At 58.1% G+C, this 20,271-nt stretch carries 18 protein-coding genes and 5 tRNA genes; 18 read left to right on the top strand and 5 right to left on the bottom strand.

The features are described 5' to 3' along the window. Window positions 1–40 precede the first annotated feature (40 nt). Complete coding sequence (locus tag ACLTXB_RS05665) at window positions 41–565, bottom strand: zinc-binding dehydrogenase (RefSeq protein ID WP_428226334.1); 525 nt, start codon at window positions 563–565, stop codon at window positions 41–43. Next, a complete protein-coding gene (locus tag ACLTXB_RS05670; protein WP_428226335.1) occupies window positions 508–1,074 on the bottom strand; it encodes an alcohol dehydrogenase catalytic domain-containing protein in 567 nt (188 codons plus the stop codon). The genes ACLTXB_RS05665 and ACLTXB_RS05670 overlap by 58 nt, the downstream gene beginning before the upstream one ends. Before the next feature lie 213 nt (window positions 1,075–1,287). Here ACLTXB_RS05670 and ACLTXB_RS05675 point away from each other — a divergent pair, with 213 nt between their 5' ends. Further along, window positions 1,288–1,575, top strand: coding sequence for a PadR family transcriptional regulator (locus ACLTXB_RS05675; protein WP_428226336.1), 288 nt, complete (start codon window positions 1,288–1,290; stop codon window positions 1,573–1,575). Beyond that, a complete protein-coding gene (locus ACLTXB_RS05680) occupies window positions 1,572–2,924 on the top strand; it encodes a DUF2812 domain-containing protein (protein WP_428226337.1) in 1,353 nt (450 codons plus the stop codon). The genes ACLTXB_RS05675 and ACLTXB_RS05680 overlap by 4 nt, the downstream gene beginning before the upstream one ends. Before the next feature lie 43 nt (window positions 2,925–2,967). On the opposite strand, the gene spoVAE is transcribed toward ACLTXB_RS05680, so the two are convergent. Together spoVAE and spoVAD are read right to left on the bottom strand one after the other, a co-directional pair. Further along, window positions 2,968–3,324 carry a stage V sporulation protein AE gene (gene spoVAE, locus ACLTXB_RS05685; RefSeq protein ID WP_008981854.1) on the bottom strand — a complete coding sequence of 119 codons (357 nt, stop codon included), beginning with the start codon at window positions 3,322–3,324 and terminating at the stop codon, window positions 2,968–2,970. Between the two features lie 13 nt (window positions 3,325–3,337). Continuing rightward, on the bottom strand, window positions 3,338–4,366 hold the full coding sequence (gene spoVAD / locus ACLTXB_RS05690; protein ID WP_110440123.1) for a stage V sporulation protein AD: 1,029 nt from the start codon (window positions 4,364–4,366) through the stop codon (window positions 3,338–3,340). Between the two features lie 135 nt (window positions 4,367–4,501). Here spoVAD and ACLTXB_RS05695 point away from each other — a divergent pair, with 135 nt between their 5' ends. The 3 genes from ACLTXB_RS05695 to guaB all read left to right on the top strand — a co-directional run bounded on the left by ACLTXB_RS05695 (window position 4,502) and on the right by guaB (window position 7,431). Beyond that, entirely contained in the window at window positions 4,502–5,116 is a 615-nt protein-coding gene (locus ACLTXB_RS05695; protein WP_110440124.1) for a hypothetical protein, read from the top strand. Next, window positions 5,113–5,856 carry an acyl-[acyl-carrier-protein] thioesterase gene (locus ACLTXB_RS05700; RefSeq protein ID WP_428226338.1) on the top strand — a complete coding sequence of 248 codons (744 nt, stop codon included), beginning with the start codon at window positions 5,113–5,115 and terminating at the stop codon, window positions 5,854–5,856. The genes ACLTXB_RS05695 and ACLTXB_RS05700 overlap by 4 nt, the downstream gene beginning before the upstream one ends. Window positions 5,857–5,955: 99 nt before the next feature. Beyond that, on the top strand, window positions 5,956–7,431 hold the full coding sequence (guaB, locus tag ACLTXB_RS05705; protein WP_008981858.1) for an IMP dehydrogenase: 1,476 nt from the start codon (window positions 5,956–5,958) through the stop codon (window positions 7,429–7,431). A gap of 93 nt (window positions 7,432–7,524) precedes the next feature. On the opposite strand, the gene pfkA is transcribed toward guaB, so the two are convergent. Further along, on the bottom strand, window positions 7,525–8,535 hold the full coding sequence (gene pfkA / locus ACLTXB_RS05710) for a 6-phosphofructokinase (protein WP_008981859.1): 1,011 nt from the start codon (window positions 8,533–8,535) through the stop codon (window positions 7,525–7,527). 310 nt (window positions 8,536–8,845) lie between these two features. Here pfkA and ACLTXB_RS05715 point away from each other — a divergent pair. From ACLTXB_RS05715 to ACLTXB_RS05775, 13 genes are all read left to right on the top strand, one after another. Further along, window positions 8,846–8,921 (top strand) — tRNA-Val (locus ACLTXB_RS05715). Between the two features lie 19 nt (window positions 8,922–8,940). Continuing rightward, window positions 8,941–9,017, top strand: a tRNA-Asp gene (locus tag ACLTXB_RS05720). Window positions 9,018–9,020: 3 nt separating this feature from the next. Continuing rightward, window positions 9,021–9,096 (top strand) — tRNA-Phe (locus ACLTXB_RS05725). A gap of 43 nt (window positions 9,097–9,139) precedes the next feature. Further along, window positions 9,140–9,215 (top strand) — tRNA-Gly (locus ACLTXB_RS05730). 27 nt (window positions 9,216–9,242) lie between these two features. Continuing rightward, window positions 9,243–9,317, top strand: a tRNA-Cys gene (locus ACLTXB_RS05735). A gap of 399 nt (window positions 9,318–9,716) precedes the next feature. Next, a complete protein-coding gene (locus ACLTXB_RS05740) occupies window positions 9,717–10,262 on the top strand; it encodes a translation initiation factor 2 (protein WP_428226339.1) in 546 nt (181 codons plus the stop codon). Window positions 10,263–10,367: 105 nt separating this feature from the next. Then, a complete protein-coding gene (locus ACLTXB_RS05745) occupies window positions 10,368–11,312 on the top strand; it encodes a toprim domain-containing protein (protein ID WP_428226340.1) in 945 nt (314 codons plus the stop codon). 42 nt (window positions 11,313–11,354) lie between these two features. Then, a complete protein-coding gene (locus ACLTXB_RS05750) occupies window positions 11,355–12,272 on the top strand; it encodes a hypothetical protein (protein WP_428226341.1) in 918 nt (305 codons plus the stop codon). A gap of 34 nt (window positions 12,273–12,306) precedes the next feature. After that, entirely contained in the window at window positions 12,307–13,050 is a 744-nt protein-coding gene (locus ACLTXB_RS05755; protein ID WP_428226388.1) for a class D sortase, read from the top strand. Window positions 13,051–13,121: 71 nt separating this feature from the next. Then, on the top strand, window positions 13,122–13,349 hold the full coding sequence (locus tag ACLTXB_RS05760) for a hypothetical protein (RefSeq protein WP_317326014.1): 228 nt from the start codon (window positions 13,122–13,124) through the stop codon (window positions 13,347–13,349). A gap of 286 nt (window positions 13,350–13,635) precedes the next feature. Continuing rightward, window positions 13,636–18,837 (top strand): SpaA isopeptide-forming pilin-related protein, encoded by a 5,202-nt coding sequence (locus ACLTXB_RS05765; protein WP_428226342.1) that lies wholly within the window; start codon window positions 13,636–13,638, stop codon window positions 18,835–18,837. A gap of 98 nt (window positions 18,838–18,935) precedes the next feature. Next, window positions 18,936–19,292 (top strand): single-stranded DNA-binding protein, encoded by a 357-nt coding sequence (locus tag ACLTXB_RS05770; RefSeq protein ID WP_317380769.1) that lies wholly within the window; start codon window positions 18,936–18,938, stop codon window positions 19,290–19,292. Continuing rightward, window positions 19,292–20,227, top strand: coding sequence for a hypothetical protein (locus tag ACLTXB_RS05775; protein ID WP_428226343.1), 936 nt, complete (start codon window positions 19,292–19,294; stop codon window positions 20,225–20,227). Before ACLTXB_RS05770 ends, ACLTXB_RS05775 begins: the two co-directional genes overlap by 1 nt. The last annotated feature ends 44 nt before the right edge of the window (window positions 20,228–20,271 follow it).

The following is a 20,271-nucleotide window of genomic DNA, read 5'->3' on the forward strand; positions in this document are numbered from 1 at the left end:
GAAAACCGGGAGGGCAGCGCCCTCCCGGGAAATAAAAAACTTATGGGGCAATGGCCACTTTGATCACATGGTCCCGGCGGTGTTCAAACAGATCGTAGGCCGCAGCAATGTCTTTGAGTGGGTAGGTGTGGCTGATGAGGGGCGTGGTGTCCAGCTTGCCCTGGGCGATGAGGGAGAGAATCTCTCCGCAGCGGCAGCCGTCCACCCCGCCGGTCTGGAAGGTGAGGTTTTTTCCGTACATGTCCGGGAGCGGGAGCACCTGGGGCGCGTCATACAGGGCCACCACGGTGACAATGGCATTGGGCCGGGCACAGGTCCAGGCCAGAGTGAAGGTGTCCTCGCTTCCGGCCACCTCCAGTACCCGGTCGGCCCCTCCGTGGGCACTGTGTGCACGGACAAAGTCTGCGGCCTGCTCCGGTTCCACGGTCAGCACCTGGGGGTAGTGCTCCTGTACAAAAGAGCGGCGCTGGGGGTCCTTTTCGCAGACAATGACCTGTTTTGGCTCTTTCAGCAGCACACACTGGAGGGTGCACAGGCCGGTAGGCCCCGCTCCGATGACCAGCACCGTATCTTCGTGGCCAATCTGGGAATGCCAGCGGCCCAGTAGCCGGTGGCCAGGATGTCTCCCACAAAGAGGGCCTGCTGGTCGGTGACGCCAGCGGGGATTTTATTCAGTCCCTGGTCCGCGTAAGGGACCCGGACATACTCGGCCTGGCCTCCGTCGATGCGGCAGCCCAGAGCCCAGCCGCCGTTGGGGTCGGTGCAGTTGTTGACCCAGCCGTGCTGGCAGAAGAAGCACTCGCCGCAGAAGGTCTCCACATTGACGGTCACCCGGTCGCCGGGGCGCACGGTGGTGACGGCGGAGCCCACCTCCTCCACCACGCCCACCATCTCGTGGCCTACCGTGATGCCGGGCACCGCCCGGGGCACCGAGCCGTGCTTGATGTGCAGGTCGCTGGTGCAGATGCTGGACAGGGTGACCCGGACGATGGCGTCCCGGTCATCCAGCAAGGTGGGCTTGGGTTTCTCCATCAGGGCAAAGGTACCTTGTTTTATGTAGGTGTAGGCCAGCATGGCGGGATTCCTCCTTGCAGAATGGAGGCGGCCTTCTGGCCGCCATCATATTTGAGACCAGTATACCACACAAGGAAAAAACTTGCACCTTCTTTGCCTTCTCTCTTGACAATATCGATATTCGATTATATACTGAACGTGAAAATAACGATATTCGATATAAGAGAGGTGAGGGTGGTGCCACGGGCAAAGTTTCAGACGTTGACGGAGCAGATGTACTATATTCTCCTGTGCCTGAGCCGGGAAAACTGCGGTATGGATGTGATGGACCAGATCCCCGCCATGACCGGAGGACGTGTCCGGGTGGGACCGGGTACCCTCTACAACCTGTTGGAGCAGTTTGTGGAGGCGGAGATGATCCGGGAGACCCGCTGTGAGGGCCGCCGCCGCAGCTATATTTTAACGGAGAAGGGGCGGGCGCGGCTGGACGAGGAGTACCGACGCATCTGTCAGCAGCAGAAAGACTATGAGGCCATGTTCCGAGAGGAGGGTGCATCATGAAGAAAACCCGAAGAGATTGGATCCCGTTTTCTTTCTACGACCACACGGGAATGGAGAAGCATCTGGAGAAGATGGCACAAAAAGGGTGGATGCTGGAGGAGCTGACCAGTTTCGGTTGGAAATACCGGGAAATCCAGCCCCAGAAGCTGCACTTTTCGGTTTCCTTCGATACCCGGGCCTCGGAATTTGAACCGGAGCCCACAGAGGAGCAGTATACCTTTCAGGAGTTCTGCCAGCGTTCGGGGTGGAAGCTGGCTGCGGCCTCGGGGCAGATGCAGGTCTTTTACAACGAGGAGGAGGACCCACTGCCCATCCAGACCGACCCGGAGATGGAGGTTCGGATGGTGGGCAAGCTGGCACGACGGATGGTGCCGGCTTATTTGATCCTCCTGGTGCTGGGCTTTTTTGTGGGAGGTTCTTGGTGTTACTCGCTGATCCACACGCCCATCAAACTGCTGACGACTCCCGGCTCCACCTTTATGGGGCTGTGTTGGCTGGGCTTGTTCGTTTATAGCGTCACCGATTTGATCACCTACCTTGCCTGGCGGCGCCGGGCGTTGTCCGCCGCCCAGCGGGGAGAGTTTTTGCCTACCCGGGGATGCCACAAGCTCATGCATGTGGTGCTGGGAATGATCGTTTTGGGATTGATGTATTGGCTTGCTACCGAACGCAGACCAGGTATGCGATTGGTAACGGGCGGGATACTGCTGGCCTATGTGGTTGTTTTCTTGGCCGTAAATGGTACCAAACGAACCTTGAAGCGCAGAAAGGCGTCTGCTGGAGTAAAACGTGCGATAACCCTCAGTTTAGATGTGATCTTGTCCATGATTTTGGTCGGTACGGTGATGTTTCTCTTTATCCGAGGACTTCAAAGCGGGGCAATTTCTGTGGAGCAAGAGATTCGCGCCCCTCTCTCTGCCAGTGAACTGACCGGAGTGGACGAAGAGAAGTATCTCACCACGGTCAGCACGGACATGTCCCTGTTCCTGGACCGGAAGGAGGTGCGGTGCCGGACAGGATTTGAACAGATGACAGAAGTGCCGCGGATGAACTACACCTTGGTGGAAATCCATATCCCCATTTTGTATGATGCCTGTTTCCAGGAACTGTGCCGGGAGAAAGAGAAGCGGATAGCCACCTATGTGGATGGGAGCATCGTCCATGCCCAGTATCAGATGGTAGATCCAACCCCATGGGGAGCTGAGGAGGCCTATCAGCTCAATTTGGCCGGGGAATTCCGGCAGGAGTACATCCTATGCTGGAAAGACCGGATCGTCCAGCTGGGAGCGGACTGGGACCTGACGGCGGAACAGATGGCCGTGGCCGGGGAGAAGCTGGCAAACGCATAAGCAAGAAAAATCGGTGGAGTTTTGAAAAACTCCACCGCTTTTTTTAGTGTTTTGGCCGGGCTTTGAACAGCAGGGCGGCCAGAAAGCCGAAGAAGATGGCGGCCGCCACACCGCCTGCCGTGGCGGCGGCTCCCCCGATAAAAGCCCCCAGCAGGCCGTGCTGCTGTACCGCTTCCCGCGCCCCTGTTGCCAGGGTATAGCCAAACCCGGTGAGGGGAACGGTGGCACCAGCTCCCGCCCAATCTACCAAGTACTGATAGAGGCCGGAGCCACCTAAAATCACTCCGGCGGTGACATAGCAGACCAGAATTTTGGCGGGGGTCAGTTTCGTGCGGTCGATGAGGATCTGACCCAGAGCGCACAGCAGCCCGCCGCACAAAAAAGCATTGAAGTATTCCATGGAAGGTCACCTCTCAATTGGTGTTTGGACGCTGGGCCGACAAGGCCACGGCGTGGCAGATCCCCGGTACCGACTCCCCCTGAAGGGAGGAGGTAGGGGAGTGGAGGGCTCCGGTGGGGCAGAAGAGAATGTTCTGCCACTTGCCGCTGCGCAATCCCTCCACCAGATAGCCGGTGAGCACGCTGGCGCAGCAGCCGCAGCCCGAGCCTCCGGCGTGGACGTCCTGGCGTACCCGGTCGAAAATAAGCAGGCCGCAGTCGGTGTGGCGGTCGGACAGGTCGATCCCATCCCGCTGGAACAGTTCCAGCAGCAGCGTGCGGCCCAGCTCCCCCAGGTCGCCGGTAACGATGAGATCATAGAAGTCAGGGGAGCGGCCGGTGTCCCGCAGGTGGGCGGAAATCGTCGAGTAGGCGGCGGGCGTCATGGCGGCTCCCATGTTATTGGTGTCGGTGACCCCTTTGTCCACAATCTGACCTGGCGTCACATGGGTAATATATGGCCCAGGCCCCTCCTGGTCCAAAATCACCGCGCCCGCCCCGGTCACGGTCCACTGGGCCGTTGGGGTGCGCTGGCTGCCGTACTCTAGAGGGGTGCGGTACTGCCGCTCTGCCGTACAGAAGTGGGAGGAGGCCATGACCCCCGCCCGGCGGCCAAAGTCTCCGTCCAGAGCCATAGAGGCCAAAATCAGCCCTTCGCCCATGGTGGAGCAGGCCCCGTACAGGCCAAAGAAGGGAATGTGCTGCTCCCGGGCGGCAAAGGAGGAGCCGATACACTGGTTCAGCAGATCTCCGGCAAACAGCCAGTCCAGAGTGGACGCACCCTGTCCCAGCTTGTCCAGCGCCAGAGTGAGCGCCTTTTTCTGCATGGCGCTCTCCGACTTTTCCCAGGTGGACTCCCCAAAGGTATCGTCACTGTCAATGAGATCAAAGGTCTTTCCCAGAGGACCCTGTCCCTCCAGCTGTCCCACCACGTTGGCGCAGGTCAAAAAAGAGGGGGGATGGGAGAGAGCCACGGTCTGCTGTCCCAGCTTTTTCTTGCTCATAGATGCCACCTCGCAACAAGGATGGTGCTAGGATTTCCGGAATGGGAAAAGTTATGCTCTGCCCCTGGAAAAAGAAAGCAAGGTGGAGTATAATACAATAGTTAACCATTTGAAGATAAACGGAGGAACTCCAGTATGAGTCAGGAAAAGACCCGCTTTTTATCCTATATTTGTCCCCGCTGCCGCCAGTCGGTGATTGTGGAAAAGGACGTGTTCGCGCTGGCCGCCTCGCCTACCCGCATCCAGTGTCCCTGCGGCCACTCTGAGTTGGACGTGGAGTTTCTGCCCCAGCGGGTGCGGCTGAAGGTGCCCTGTCTGTACTGCGGCCGGGAGCATCTGGTGTCCTGTTCGTCCACCGCCTTCCTGCGGGAGAAAGCGCTGGCCTTCTCCTGCGCCCAGTCGGGGCTGGACTGCTGCTATGTGGGCGAGGAAGGGCCGGTGTACGCCGCTACCGCCCGTCTAGAACAGGCTTTGGATAAGCTGGAGGACGAAGGCGGGGAGCGGGGCGTATTCCTGGACGAGATGGTCATGGAGGAGGTCCTCTCCGAGATCCGGGATATCGCTGCCCGGGACGGCATCTCCTGCACCTGCGGCAGTCACAGCTGGACCTTCCAGGTCAATTACAGCTCGGTGGACCTCATCTGTAAGGAGTGCGGAGCCCAGATGCGTATCCCTGCCGGCACTGCCGACGATATTGACGATATCTGCTGCAAAACGCGGCTGCTGATCCGTGGAAAGGAGAACCAATGAGCCAGTTTTATGAGATGACCCTGCCCATCGACTCCCGGGATGTGGATGGAAGAGGATACTGCAAGGCCGGACCTCTGCTGGGACACCTGCAGGAGGCGGCTACCCAGGCCGCAGAACACGGCGGGTTTACCCGGGAAATCATTGTGAAGCGCTACGGTGCGTTCTGGATGCTTACCCGGGTGTGGTACCGTCTGGAGCGGCCCCTGCACTGGGGAGAAAATCTCACCATCCGTACCTGGCACCGGGGAGGCCGGGCGGCTACCATGTACCGGGACTATGACCTGCTGGTGGACGGTGAGCCGGTAGGCGAGTGCGTATCCATCTGGGTGCTGGTACGGGCCAGCGACCGGAAGATTTTGCGGCTGGAGAGTGTGGAGGAGCTGCAGAACACCGGTGGAGGAGAGCTGTGCAAGACAAAAAAGCTGACCAAGCTGCGTCTGCCCCAGGAGATGGAGCCGGTCTGCCATCGCCGGATGCAGTACAGTGACACCGATATCAACGGCCATGTGAACAACTGCCGCTACGCCGACTTTGTCTGTGACGCCATGGAGATGCAGAATCTGGAGGAGGACAAGTTCCTCTCCCAGCTGCAGATCGGCTACCTGGCGGAGTGCCGTCCGGGGGATGAGCTGGAAATGCAGTTGGGGCAAGAGGGAAATATGCACTTTGTCCAGGGTATGGACGAGGAGGGCAAATCCCGCTTTGAGGCCTCGGTGATTTTTGGTGAAGTGCTTCCTTGACAAGGAATTCAAGGACAGGTACAATAAATCTATTACAGGTGTTTTTTGAGCCGATTTGCCCCTTTTTGGGGCGAACGAAAGGAAAAGGAGTTGTAGCTTATGGTCAATCAGGATGCTGCGCAGAAGTTCCTGAAGCAGGGCCTCACCTTTGATGATGTTCTGCTCATTCCTGCGGCCAGCGATGTGCTGCCCGCCGACGTGGACCTTCACACCCAACTGACGAAAAAGATCCGTCTGAATATCCCCCTCATCAGCGCCGCCATGGATACCGTTACCGAGTACCGCATGGCCATTGCCATCGCCCGTGAGGGTGGTATCGGTATCATCCATAAGAATATGTCCATCAGCCAGCAGGCTGAGCAGGTGGATATGGTCAAGCGCTCTGAGAACGGCGTTATCACCAATCCCTTCTGGCTGGCTCCCGGCCACACTCTGGCTGAGGCCGACGAGCTGATGGCCAAGTACCGCATCTCCGGTGTGCCCATCTGCGACAACGGCAAGCTCATCGGCATCATCACTAATCGTGATATGAAGTTTGAGACCGACATGAGCCAGCTCATCGACAACGTGATGACCAAGGAGAACCTGGTCACCGCCCCCGAAGGAACTACTCTGGCCGAGGCCAAGGAGATCCTGCGCAAGCACAAGATCGAGAAGCTGCCCATCGTGGACAAGGACTTCCACCTGAAGGGCCTCATTACCATCAAGGACATCGAGAAGGCCGAGGTGTATCCCAACTCTGCCCGTGACGAGAAGGGCCGCCTGCTGGTAGGCGCTGCCATCGGCGCCACCCACGATGTGCTGGACCGTGTGGCCGCTCTGGTTGAGGCCGGCGTAGACGTGCTGGGCCTGGATTCCGCCCATGGCCACACCCAGAACGTGCTGGAGACCGTCAAGCGCATCAAGGCTCTGTATCCCGATGTACAGCTCATTGCTGGCAACGTGGCCACTGCCGAAGGCACCCGGGCTCTTATTGAGGCGGGCGCTGACTGCGTGAAGGTGGGTATCGGCCCCGGTTCTATTTGTACCACCCGTGTGGTGGCCGGTATCGGTGTGCCCCAGATCACTGCCATCTATGACGCTGCCCGCGTGGCCGCCGAGTACGGTGTGCCTGTCATCGCCGACGGCGGCGTGAAGTTCTCCGGTGATATCGTCAAGGCCATTGCCGCCGGCGGCAATGTGGTCATGATCGGCTCTCTGCTGGCGGGCTGTGAGGAGTCTCCCGGCGACACTGAAATCTATCAGGGACGTCAGTTCAAGACCTACCGCGGCATGGGTTCCCTGGCTGCCATGAACCACGGCTCCAAGGACCGCTACTTCCAGGAGAACAACAAGAAGCTGGTTCCCGAAGGTGTTGAGGGCCGTGTGCCTTATAAGGGACTGACCAGCGAGACCATCTATCAGCTCATGGGCGGACTGAAGGCCGGTATGGGCTACTGCGGCTGCCACACCATTGATGAGCTGCAGTCCAAGGCTCAGTTCATCCAGATCACCGCTGCCGGTCTGCGGGAGTCTCACCCCCACGATATCTACATCACCAAAGAGGCCCCCAACTACACCATCAGCCCCGACTGATTCCTTTCATGAACGAAAAACTCCGCGCTCATTGCGAGCGCGGAGTTTTTTGTATCAATTGAGATGTGGTTTAAAAAGGGAAAAATACGAAGATCAAAGCAGCGTGCCGCCGTTGTTGGTCAGTGCCTCCAGCACCTGATAGCGGTCCATCTGGAACTGCTTGGTCATGGCCAGAGCTTCCTCCATGTCCAGGTCCACGATATGGCCGTCCCGGGTGGCGATAATGCGGTTGCCCCGGTTGCTCAGCAGGGTCAGCACGGCCTCGTAGCCCATGCGGCTGGCGGTCTCACGGTCACGGGCGGTGGGAGAGCCGCCACGCTGAATGTGGCCCAGCACGGTGACACGGGGATCGATACCCACCTCGTCGTGGATACGCTTGCCGATCTCAAAGGCGCTGCCTGCGCCCTCAGCCACTACCACCATGTAGTGGGTGGAACCGGCCAGACGGGCACGGCGGATCTTCTCCACCACGTCCTCCTGGAAGTCGACTTCACGCTCGGGGATCAGCACGGCCGTAGCGCCCACAGCAATGCCCACATACAGGGCCAGATAGCCGGCGTGACGGCCCATGACCTCAACCACGGAGCAGCGCTCATGGGACTGCATGGTGTCGCGCAGTTTATCGATACACTCAATGGCGGTGTTGCAGGCGGTGTCAAAGCCGATGGTATAGTGGGAGCAGCCGATGTCGTTATCGATGGTGGCAGGGATGCCCACCACGCTGATGTGGCTGCCCGCCTCAGCAGCCTGGCGGGAGAGAGCCAGTGCGCCGCGGAAGGTGCCGTCGCCGCCGATGGCCACAATACCGTCCAGACCCAGTAGCTTGCAGGTATTCAGAGCCTTAGCACGGCCCTCGGGATTCATGAATTCCATGCTGCGGGCGGTGTAGAGCATGGTGCCGCCCTTATTGATGATATGGCTGACGCTGGAGCCATCAAGCTGGACAAAATCGCTGTTAATAAGACCGTTCCAGCCTCTGCGGATACCCACACACTGGATCCCGTGGCTTACTGCGGTACGGACGACCGCACGGACGGCTGCATTCATGCCAGGAGCGTCGCCGCCGCTGGTCAGAACACCAATACGCTTCACCTTATTCTCCATTTGGAGCTCCTCCTTCGTCTGGCCGTGGCCAACATGTTCTCAGCATTGCTGCTAATTGTTTCGTAGTGTAAAAGTTGGCGGATATCAAGGCGCTTACAATCGTCTTAATTATGTCACTGTACACGGCTTTGTGTCAAGAATATCCCGGCGCTTTCTTTCATTATTTCATAGAGCAGAAACAGATAGTCTATCCATTTTCAGGATAAAACAGGGGCTCAAAAAAACTTTTAAAAAATTTCAATTTACCTGTTGACAATGGGCTGAAAATCTAGTATACTAGCGAAGCCGTCGCAAGTGAGGCGCACAACTCGGGAGCATAGCTCAGCTGGTAGAGCACATGCCTTACAAGCATGGGGTCACAGGTTCGAGCCCTGTTGTTCCCACCACTTCCCCCCATGACTACCTGGCTCGGTAGTTCAGTTGGTTAGAACGCCGGCCTGTCACGCCGGAGGTCGAGGGTTCAAGTCCCTTCCGCGTCGCCATTCGCCTCTGTAGCTCAGTTGGTAGAGCAGGGGACTGAAAATCCCCGTGTCGCTGGTTCGATTCCGGCCGGAGGCACCAAGTGAACAAAGCCCTGGAGAGGGTTCCCCTCTCCAGGCAACATGCGAGTGTAGCTCATCTGGTAGAGCGCCACCTTGCCAAGGTGGAGGTAGCGAGTTCGAGCCTCGTCACTCGCTCCAATTTTTTGGAGCGGTTCCGCTCCAGATGGTGCCATAGCCAAGTGGTAAGGCAGAGCTCTGCAAAAGCTCCACTCCCCAGTTCAAATCTGGGTGGCACCTCCAAAATGTGTTGATAAAAAAGATGCACAGCAAAAACGCCGCACGAAAGTGCGGTGTTTTTGCGTCTAAAAGAAAAAATAGGCGAATTCAGAACAGAAAAGTTAGATTTTCAAAAAGAGGGTCCGCTCACTCCGAAAACGGCGGTTTGGGAGATGCACATGGCCCATTTTACGAAATCAGGTGATTCGAACCCCCAAGCATTCAAAAAAACATGAGAAACCGCGCAGCCGCCCTCCGGCCCCATAGATCTGGGCCAGAGGGCGGCTTTTGCTTTTGGCGGCAGGTTTGTCCCTTTGGCGATTATGCTCCATTTGTGCGCCATTCCTTATTGGTATTGGTAATAGCTTTCGGGTGGCTTTTCATCTATACTTGCGTCAGCAAATGCGAAAGGAGAACGACGCGATGGCCGATACCAAGAATCTCTGCGCTCAGATTCCCCTGACACTCCATGACCGGGTATGCACCGAGAAGGATCAGGCGGGCCTGACCACCGCACAGTACATCACCAACCTGCTCACCGAATACTACCAGATGAAAGAAAACGGAGGGAACATGAATATGGCTAACAATGGCAACAGAACGATGGCATTCCAGATTCCGGAGGAACTCTTCCAGCGCATCAAGGCACACCTGGACCGGGAGAGCCTGCGGCTGGGCCGGAAGTACACCCAGCGGGAGTTCGTCCTGGGTCTCATCGAGGAGGCCCTGACCGCCGCCGAGAACACCTGCCAGCCCCAGGAGGACACCGAGGACACCCAGCAGCCCCAGGGGGACGGTGAGGACGCCTACCAGCCCCAAGAGGACGGCGAGAACGCCCAGCAGCCCCAGGAGGACGGCGAGGACACCTACCAGCCCCAGGGGGACAGCGAGGACGCCTACCAGCCCCAAGAGGACGGCGAGGACACCTGCCAGTCCGATGAGGACGGGATCACAGAAACGGCGGAATAAACGCACAACGTCATCGTGACGAGAGAGGCCCCCAGGGCATCCCGGAAAACCGGGGTGTCCTGGGGGCCTTTTTCGCTTTTTGACCCGGAAAGGAGGTGAAACATCATGACAAAGAAGCAAGAGCGGTTCCGCTTCACAGACACGGAGATGGAGATCGTCAAGGGAACGGATTTGCCTGATCTGCTCACCCACCTGGGGTATCAGGTACGGCGGGTGGGCAGCTACTACACCACCAGAGAGATGGACAGCCTTCGGATCAAAGAGCGCCGGACCTGGAGACGATATTCCAACCAGACGGGTGGGGACGCCATCACCTTTCTGCAGGAATTCTGCGGCAAGGACTTCCGGGAGGCGGTCAGCTACCTGCTGGAGTTCAACGGTCACCGCGCGAGAGCCTCCCCCGTCCCGCACCAGCCGTCCCCAGCAAAAAAGGAACGGCCCGCCTTTGCCCTGCCCAGTGCAGCCCCAGACCAGCGGCACGTTTTCGCCTACCTTCGGAAACGGGGGATCGCCCCCCAGGTCATCCAGAGCTTCATCCAAGCTGGCCTACTGTATGAGGATGCCGACCACCACAACTGCGTGTTTGTGGGCCGGGATGGAGGGGGCCAGCCGGTGTTCGCCAGCAAACGCGGCACCTATGACCGGAATGGCCCTGGGTTCAAAGGAGATGTTACTGGTAGCAATAAGGACATCGCCTTCCGCCTGCCCTGCGACCCTGGCCTGGATCATGTAGCAGTTTTCGAGGCTCCCATCGACCTGATGAGCTTCTGCACCCTGCACCGGCAGATGCGGAGCAACGCCGTTGCCCTGTGCGGGTTGTACCGGGGGCCGCTGGACAACTACCTGCGGGAAAATCCCCACCTGAAGCAGATCGTCCTGTGCCTGGACGCGGATGGGCCTGGACAGGAGGCAGCGGAGAAGTTCCTGGACGAGTACACCCAGGAGGGCTATGCCGTGTCCATTCAAATACCCGCCCAGGGCAAGGACTGGAACGAGTACCTGCTTCGGCGGGGCAGTGAGGAGAGGAGGCGGAAAAACGGCGAAAGATGACCCATGCTCCAGGTTGAACATTACAAAAACGGAGGAAAGACAATGAAACGCATTGTAACCACACTGTGCGCCCTGGCCGTTATCATGGTCGGGAGCATCCCTGCCATGGCTGCGGAGGAGCCCACGCGCCAAGACGCCAGCTACTACCCCATCTCTGTGGATGAGTACACCTACGGGGAACTGGAGGAACCTCGGATCAACAAGGTCTACCAGCTCTCCCTTTCGGATGACCCCAGCCTCATCCCCACAGAGGACTTTGAGCGGGACGGCCTATGGTTCACTTTGCTGGACATGACCCGAAAAAATGAGGTGGGCGTGGATACCCAGCCCTACACCGAGACGGTCACCCGGCCCAGCAAGACCAACGATATGGCCCAGGTCCTCCAGGCGCTGGAGGCAGAGATGGAGGTCACCACGGCGGAGGGCTACGCCGGCACCCTGCATCTGGACCACACCAGCGTCCAGGTCAAGACGGACGGCTACGCCACCAAGACCAACAACCTCTCCGCCACCCGTAGCTACCCCAATCTCTCGGACGCAGATGTATCCCTCGTTCCCAAGAGCATCGAGGACAAGGGCAAGACCCTCACCCTGGCTGATGTCCAGTGGAGCGAGGCGCAGTATTCAGACGGCGCGGGTGGCACCGTGACCCGCTACACCGCCACCGCCAGCTACACTGGCACCAGCACCAGCCGATATGCCACCGGCTACACCGTGACGGCCAATTACACCGGCGAGGTGGCCAAGACCGGCTGTGACATGGTGACCTACACCGCCATCTTCGGCAGCACCGAGGCCCCGGAGGAGGTGCCGATGGCGGAGGGGGCTCCCGGAGCAGAGACCCCGTCCCAGGGCGTGGACCTGTCCGCGCTGAAACAGCCCCTGCTGGCAGGCGGCGTGATCCTCGCTCTGGCGGTGGGCGGGGTGGTCGCCTTTAAGAAGATCAAGGAGAGGAGATGACCGCTTGAAACTGTGCGCACTTCTGCTGGCTGCCATGCTCTGCACCCTCTGCGTAGGGCAGGCCAGCGCACTGGAATACACCATGAACGCCCCGGACGATTATTTGTTCGGCAGGCCCACCTCGGATGACACCATCTATGAGTGGGAAAACCCCAATGTGGATCGGAGCAAGAACACCGCCCTGATCCCGCCCACCTTCGGGAGCCCCACCAGCTATCTTCCGGGCTCTGGCACTCCCCTGACACCCAATCTCATTCCCGGTGCGCTGACAGGCGGAGGGCTGGTCACCCAAACAGGAGGCGTGACCTATCCAACTGTAGGGGGCAGTCCCGGTGGAAACAGTGGGGCCGGATCAGCTGCCATGGGTTGGACGGATGTGACCGGTGACCTCTACTACTCCGGCGGATATCTGGGAACGCTCAAAATCCCCGCCATCGACCTGTCCACAAAGGTATATCAAGGGACGGACAGCAGTACCCTCAGTAAAGGTGCCGGTCATTTCCCGGATACCAGCATCTGGGCTGGAAATGTGTGTATCGCAGGCCACAACCGTGGTGTCCGGGATGACTTCGGAGAGCTGCATACGCTGGAGCCGGGGAACTCCGTCACTTGGAAAACGAAGCTGGGGACCCGGACTTATAAGGTCATATCGGTAGAAAAAGTGCTGGAGACGGATACCAGCGGTACCGCAGCTACCAGCGATGACCGGCTGACCCTGTACACCTGTGTCCGGAACCAGAGAAATTACCGCTGGTGTGTTACCGCAGTGGCAGCATGAGCTCTGGGCTATCTTGAATTTTTCTGATCTTTTATGGTATGATAGGGCAACATTTTGCGGAGGTGGACACTATGGAACGGGTATTCAACAATCGCTTTGCGCAAATCATGGAGCTACTCCAGCAACAGGGCTTTTCCCTATCCATATCATCAAAATCTGGTTTTTGGGATGTTGAACGCAATGGACAGTACATTTGCCAGATCAGTGAGGAACGCCTTGTTTGGGATGATCGCGTGAACGCCAATGAAACGGTGCAGGAGGATTTTGGGAAAGTACTCCAAGTTCTGGAGAGCGTTTGAAGCGATTTAGAGGAAGGAACTACATCCCCCGTAGGATACATTTTACACCAAACTCGATCGACACCGGCTATTGGCTACAAGGTACTCAAGGATCGATCAACCATTAAAAATCCGCTGCAGATAGGACCATTACCGGAGGAGATATGGCTATCCCACTGGATGGAACTTTGGATCATCTGGTATACTTACAAACTTTGCGAATAACAATCGCCCCCTACCGGCGCCCCCCTGACGCATTATGCGTCAGGGGGGCGCTATTTTTCGTTTAAGGAGGAATTTGGCCGAAATGAAAAAACGTCTATTGTCGCTGTTCTTGGTCTTTGTCACACTCCTGGGCATCCTTCCCACCGCTGCCCTTGCAGCTAACACGGAGGAAGAAGCACTGGGCGAGGTGGATATCTATAACGGCGGCTATGAGCTGTCATACCTGACCATCAATGGCCGGATCAGGACTCAGGACTATACCTATTTCAACTATGTGGACGCTAAGGGGCAGAAAAAAGAGGTCCCAGCCTATTGCGTCAACCCCAATATCAAGGGCGTCCCGCAGACCGTGGGCGTGGGTGAGAGCATCAAGTATCTTGCCAATGAACGGTCCAGCGATCCCAAGGTGGTAGGCATCATCTCCAACGGCTACCCCCACCGCAGTTTGGGGGAATTGAAGCTGGATAACAAGTACCAAGCCTACTACGCTACCAAAATGGCTCTCTGGTGCTACCTGCTCCCCAACTGGAGCATCGCAAATTTGAAGGTAGCCCCTGGCTTAACTGGCTCTGAGTTGGACATCGGCAACCGCATCCTGGTGGCGGCCAAGGATATTTACAAGCGGGGCACCACCTACAATTATATGCTGGAACCCCGGATGACGGCCACCCCGGATAAATCTGCTGCCTACTCTGTCACTGTGGACGGCAAGCAGTACAAGCAGCAGGTATTCACCATCTGGAGCGAAACATGGGTGTATGACTACGATGTAGTCGTATCCTTTGCAGACCCCGGTTCGGTGCCCCGGGGGACCCGCATCGTGGATGAGAACGATCAGGATATTACCGCTGTCACCACCCAGCCCACTGGGGACGGCTACGGCGGGAAATTCAAGGTGCTGTACCCCGCAGACAGCATTGAGGGCGAGAGCGGCAGCGTCCAGCTCTCCCTGACGGCGGATGTTGCCCAGTATGCCGCCATGTACGCAGTCTGCCAGGAAAAGGACAAGTACGGCAATTTGCAGAATTATATCTGCGACCTGGACAATTCCCGGCACATGGAACTGGCAGCAGTGAGCAGCTACACGGGCGGCGGTGAGCCTGACCCGGAGGAAACAGCCCTGAAGATCGTGAAGCTGGAGGAGGGCACCAAGATCCCCTTAGAGGGTGCTGTGTTCTCCGTGTACGACCCGGAAGGCCGCAAGGTGGGTTCCTTCTCCACCGGCCCGGATGGGACGGTCATCATCCCTCTGACCCTGGAGGGCCACTATACCGTGACTGAGGAGATATCCCCGGCTTTTCATCTGCTCCCGGAGGAGCGCACCCAGCACGCCGATGTGGAGTACGACAAGGTTGCCACCCTGACCTTTTGGAACGCGCCCTACGGCTCTCTGCGGGTCCAGAAGTTGAGTGACACCGGAGACGCGCTCAACGGCGTCACCGTGCAGATCAAGCATATTGAAAGTGGCGAGATCCAGACCGCCAAGACCAAGATCGGCGGCATGGCCGTGTTCGACCACTTGAAGCCCGGCGGCTGGGAAGTCCGTGAGGTGGCTGGCATCTCCGGCTGGATCGCGGATACCGACACTGTCCAGACCGTCTCTGTGGTGGCAGGCAAGACCAGCGATGTGACCATCCTCAACAAGGAATTGCCCGGCCTGCGGATCATCAAGTATGAGCGCGGCACCAAGAGGGCAATGCCCAACGTCTCCTTTGAGATTTTCCGGGACGCTGAGAGCCTGGGTATCTTCCAGACCGATGAATTTGGGGAGATCCTGCTCACCGACTGCAAACCCGGCACTTACCGGGCAGAGGAACGAGACACAGGCGGGGATGGCCATGTGCTGGATACCACGCCCCAGGAGGTGGAGCTAAAGGCCGGAGACGGCATCAAAAAGCTGGTTTTCTTCAATGACCGTCTGCCCGGAATCCATCTCATTAAGGTAGACAGCTCGGACCTCTCCAAGCCCATCCCCAACGCCCGCTTCCGATTCGAGGCGGTGGACGGCAGCTTTGGTCCAGTGGAATACACCACTCTGGAGGACGGGACCATCGACCTCTCCAAACTCCCTGTGGGCGCGATGGTAGTAACGGAACTGGATTGTCCGGGCTATGTGATCGACGACGCCCAGCGCATCATCCATTTGGATGGGAATGAACAGGCCCAGTTCGTGTTCACCAACAGCAAGCTGCCCAATCTCCATCTGTATAAGGAGAGTTCGGACAGCAAGCCCCTGGGCGGCGTCACCTATCGCCTCGCCAAAATCGAGGACGGCTCCCGGTATCTGGACCGCACCACCGGGCCGGATGGCTCCATCGTCTGGGAGGGTCTGGAGCCGGGGGTGTACTCCCTAAAGGAAACCTCCACGGTGGCGGACCACCTGCTGGACCCCACCGAGTACCATGTGCAGCTGTTCCCCGGCAAGGACGCCACCATCTGCCTGCAAAACAATAAACGGCCCAACCTCACCATTTGGAAGCATGACGCAGACAACAGCGCACCGATCAAGGGCACTGTATTTCTGGTAAAAGGGGCAGATGGACATTCCGTTGCCGAAGTGACCACCGGGGCGGACGGCTCCGCCACCGTCCCCAATCTCCTGCCCGGCGTCTATGAGGTGATTGAAAAATCGGTGCCGTCCCCGTATCTTCTGGATGCGCCCAGCCAGCTTGTCACCCTCTATCCCAACCGAAACCGGGATGTGTATTTTGAAAACCATAAGTCGCCCACCATTGAGATCATCAAAGAGAACAGCATCACCCATGACCGCCTCCCCAATGTTCGTTTTCAGGTTTGGTACGCCAGCAACGATACGGAAACCGGCGAGCTCAACGACCTGGGCGTATTCACCACTAACGAGGATGGCCGCATCGAGCTGACCGGTCCGGCCAACGGCCTGCGGGACGGATGGTTTCGAGTAAAGGAGTTGGCCCCGCCCACTGGATTCTCCATCAAGGGCAGCGACACCCAGGAGGCGTTTATCCCCGCTGGCAAGGGCCATACCTTCCTCTTTGAAAATACCCCTCTTTCGGCCCTCTGTGTGTGGAAGTATGACAGTAAGACCGGGGCAGCCATTGAGGGCGCTGTGTTCCAGGTGCGCTATCTCTCTGGTAATACCAGCGGCACCGGCGGCACCGTCATCGGGACCTACCGCACTTCGGTCAACGGGTCCTTTACCGTTACGAATTGCAAAGCAGGCACTTATATCATTGAGGAGCTCTCCAGCGACGGCTCCCATGTCATCGACACACCGCCCCAGACCGTCTACCTCTCTGGGCAGGAGCAGGAAGTCGTGCAGGTCCACTTTGGCAACAGCCCCAAGGGGGCCGTCCTGGTCAAGAAGGTGTCGGACGATGAGAAGAAGCTCCCGCTTTCTGGGGTGGAGTTCTTCGTGACCACCTCAGACGGAGCCGTGGTAGGCGACAATAACGGTAAATTTGTGACGGACAGCGCAGGTTCCTTCCTGGTGGAAAATGTCGCCCCCGGCACCTCACTGGTGGTGAAGGAAACCAGGGCCAAACCCGGATACCTGTTGGATGATGTCCCCCAGACCGTCCAGGTCAAGGCGGGCCAGACCGTCACTCTGGAATTTCGGAATAAGCCCCTGGGCAATCTGGTAATCGAAAAGTGGGGCCGGAACGGGACCAAGACCGTCCCCCTGGAGGGCGTCAAGTTTGAGATCAAATACGCGGATGGCCGCTATGTGGATGACGGGGGCGGCACTCTGTCCAGCAAGGGTATCTACTATTCTGACTCCACAGGCAAAATCACCCTGTCCGGAATCACTGGCACTGTCATTGCAACGGAACTGGAGAGCGTGTCTGGATATACCATCGACCCGGACAGCCAGAGCCAGACCGTCACCATCAACCCCAATGATACGCAGACGCTGCGGTTTTACAACAATGCCGTGGGCGGCGTGGAACTCATCAAGGTCAGTTCTGCCGACAAAACCAAGCGTATCCCCAACACCACCTTCGAGATCCGGCGGGTCAGCGATGACGCTCTGGTGGACACCGTGACTACCGGGAAAACCGGCAGCGTCTTTGTGACCCTGGAGGATGACAGCTATTATGCGGTGGAAACGGAAAGTGCCGAGGGCTTCAAACTGGACAACACGCCCCACTACTTCACTGTAAAAAATGGGAGCTGCCCTCCGCTCACCGTGACCAACGCGCCCCTCTCCGGCATCCTGCTCCATAAAATTTCCACCGCCGACGGCAAAGGCATCCCCGGCGTGTCCTTCATCCTCTACGACAGCGGCCATAACCCCATCGACCAGCAGACCACCGATGACCGGGGCTATGCCTGGTTTGAGGATCTGACTGTTTCGGGCCGCTATTACCTGCGTGAACTGGAAAATGAGGGCTATATCCCGGACACCCAACTCCGCACGGTCTATGTCAAGGCAGGCGAGGTAACGGAGGTCGAATGGGAGAATACCCCCATCACGGGCCAAATCCAAATCGTCAAGAAGTCCGCCGACTACAACCCCACCACCGGCCTGCCCGCCGGGACGCTGCTGGAGGGAGCTGTGTTTGAAATTTACGATAAGGCGGGCAATCTGGTAGACACCATTCGGAGCGATGGCCGGGGGCTTGCGGTTTCCAAGCAGCTCCCCTTGTCGCGTTATACCATTCGGGAAGTCAAGGCTCCATCCAACTACGGCGTGAATGAGCAGGAACTGACCGCCTACCTGGAGCATGAGGGCCAGATCGTGCGCTTTGAGGTGACCAACAAGAGCCTGACCACTGGTGTGTCCATCACCAAGACAGGCCCCAAGGAAGCAATGAGCGGCCAGCCGGTCCGCTACACCTTCTCCGGCATTTCTAATACCTCAAACGTCCGTCTGGACAGTTTCTATTTCCGGGACACCCTGCCCGCTCAGGTAAGATTGAGCACGGTGGTGACCGGGACCTGGAACTTCCCCGGTACCTATAAGATCGCCTACCGGGTGAATGGCGGAGAGCACCGCACTTTGGCAGACAATCTCTCTACCAGCAAAAGCTATACGCTGGACGCCTCTGCGGCTGCTCTTGGTCTTGCCGGCAATGAACGTGTGACCGAGATCATGTTTGTGTTCGGTCAGGCTCCCGCAGGTTTTGCCCAGGTGGAGAAGCCCTATCTGAACTGTATCACAGTTTCCAATTTGAATGCAGGTTCCAGCTTCGTCAACATCGCGGATGTAGGCGGTGTGTACAACGGGACCTGGGTCCAGGCCATCAGCCGGTGGGTGACGAAGGTGTATGGAAAACCCATTCCTCTGCCCCGTACCGGCTATTGATCTATACATCGTGGACCTGCTCTCTGGGGCAGGTCCACGATATTTTTGCAACATTCATCAACGATATTTATCACCAACATGAAAAGGAGAAATGAACTATGCTGAAGATCACTGCCATCGGAAACCTGACCAACGACGTGGAGCTGAAGGTGAGCGAGACTACTGGAAAGCCCTACGCCATCCTGCGCATTGCTTCGGATCGCCGCTACCGAGATCGGGACGGCAACCGGCTCACCGACTTTATCTCCATCAAGGTACGTGGCCCTCTGGCCGAGCGCTGTGCGGAGTTTGCCTGGAAGGGCTGCAAGCTGGCTGCTGCAGGCGACTTCGAGACTATCTCCTTTGCGGATGATCCTGACCGCCAGCCCGGTTTCCTGATCAAAGCCACGGAGGTGGAGTTCCTCTCTCCCCGGAAGGTGGAGGAAGGTGTTCAGGCCGAAGCGGAGGCCGCCTGATGCGCAACACCGGCATCCGATACAGCAGCAAGGAGCGTATGCCCACTGTGCTGTCGGAGATGGCCGAGCTGCTCCCCCCTTTGAGCGGGGAGCAGCTGGCTGTGCTGGAAGCAGACCTCTTGGCAAATGGCTGTTATGCCCCAGTCATCGTCAATGAGGATATGGTCATCGTAGATGGTCACAACCGCCAGAAGCTATGCCAGCAGCATGGCATTCCCTATGAGATGGCCGTGTTTTCCTTCGTGGATCTGCTGGAGGCCAAGCAGTGGGCACTGGATACCCAAAAGGGTCGCCGCAACCTGGACAAGTGGGAATTGGGCAAAATTGCCCTGAAGCTGAAACCGGACATTGAAGCCAGGGCCAGGAGGAATATGTCCGCAGGGGGCGGAGATCAGAAAAGCGAGGATGCAAAATCGGGTTTGGCAACATTGCCGAACCCGATTTCTCCCATTGATACCCGCAAAGAGCTGGCGGATACTGTCGGCCTGGGCGAACGCACGATGGGCAAGGTGATGCAGATTGGGGAACACGCTCCTCCCGCCGTGAAGGAAGCCCTGGACAGCGGGGACCTGTCCATCAACCAGGGCTACAACATCACCCGTCAGGTGCGGGATCTGCCGGAGGAGCGGCGGGAGGAAGCCGCAGCCCTGGCGGTGGAACTGGAAAAGGCAAAAAAGGAGATCCGCCAGGGGGATGAGGACTCAGCCCGCAGGCACAAGATCGCGGGGCTGTTTTGCAAGGCGTTTGAAAAAGCGGTCCTGCTGACACCCACAGAGGAAAACGTGCGGATCTGGGCGGAGTGTACACGCATGAACCAGGATGAGATCAGGGACAGCGCGCAGGAGGCCTGTGAACTGGCGGAGGTGTTTACCGCCATCGCCAATATCCTGGGGACTATGCTGAAGGATCAAGGAGGGAACGAGAGCATTGCGTAAACAGAAGCCAATTCATGGGGCAGGGCCTCCTGGCAAGCCGCTCC

Source organism: Flintibacter sp., assembly GCF_046973065.1.

Bases quoted from the DNA above. Each gene is read 5' to 3' on its own strand.
- ACLTXB_RS05670 (WP_428226335.1), bottom strand. From the start codon at position 1,074: ATGCTGGCCTACACCTACATAAAACAAGGTACCTTTGCCCTGATGGAG.
- ACLTXB_RS05675 (WP_428226336.1), top strand. From the start codon at position 1,288: ATGTACTATATTCTCCTGTGCCTGAGCCGGGAAAACTGCGGTATGGAT.
- ACLTXB_RS05680 (WP_428226337.1), top strand. From the start codon at position 1,572: ATGAAGAAAACCCGAAGAGATTGGATCCCGTTTTCTTTCTACGACCAC.
- spoVAE (WP_008981854.1), bottom strand. From the start codon at position 3,324: ATGGAATACTTCAATGCTTTTTTGTGCGGCGGGCTGCTGTGCGCTCTG.
- spoVAD (WP_110440123.1), bottom strand. From the start codon at position 4,366: ATGAGCAAGAAAAAGCTGGGACAGCAGACCGTGGCTCTCTCCCATCCC.
- ACLTXB_RS05695 (WP_110440124.1), top strand. From the start codon at position 4,502: ATGAGTCAGGAAAAGACCCGCTTTTTATCCTATATTTGTCCCCGCTGC.
- ACLTXB_RS05700 (WP_428226338.1), top strand. From the start codon at position 5,113: ATGAGCCAGTTTTATGAGATGACCCTGCCCATCGACTCCCGGGATGTG.
- guaB (WP_008981858.1), top strand. From the start codon at position 5,956: ATGGTCAATCAGGATGCTGCGCAGAAGTTCCTGAAGCAGGGCCTCACC.
- pfkA (WP_008981859.1), bottom strand. From the start codon at position 8,535: ATGGAGAATAAGGTGAAGCGTATTGGTGTTCTGACCAGCGGCGGCGAC.
- ACLTXB_RS05740 (WP_428226339.1), top strand. From the start codon at position 9,717: ATGGCCGATACCAAGAATCTCTGCGCTCAGATTCCCCTGACACTCCAT.
- ACLTXB_RS05745 (WP_428226340.1), top strand. From the start codon at position 10,368: ATGACAAAGAAGCAAGAGCGGTTCCGCTTCACAGACACGGAGATGGAG.
- ACLTXB_RS05750 (WP_428226341.1), top strand. From the start codon at position 11,355: ATGAAACGCATTGTAACCACACTGTGCGCCCTGGCCGTTATCATGGTC.
- ACLTXB_RS05755 (WP_428226388.1), top strand. From the start codon at position 12,307: ATGCTCTGCACCCTCTGCGTAGGGCAGGCCAGCGCACTGGAATACACC.
- ACLTXB_RS05760 (WP_317326014.1), top strand. From the start codon at position 13,122: ATGGAACGGGTATTCAACAATCGCTTTGCGCAAATCATGGAGCTACTC.
- ACLTXB_RS05765 (WP_428226342.1), top strand. From the start codon at position 13,636: ATGAAAAAACGTCTATTGTCGCTGTTCTTGGTCTTTGTCACACTCCTG.
- ACLTXB_RS05770 (WP_317380769.1), top strand. From the start codon at position 18,936: ATGCTGAAGATCACTGCCATCGGAAACCTGACCAACGACGTGGAGCTG.
- ACLTXB_RS05775 (WP_428226343.1), top strand. From the start codon at position 19,292: ATGCGCAACACCGGCATCCGATACAGCAGCAAGGAGCGTATGCCCACT.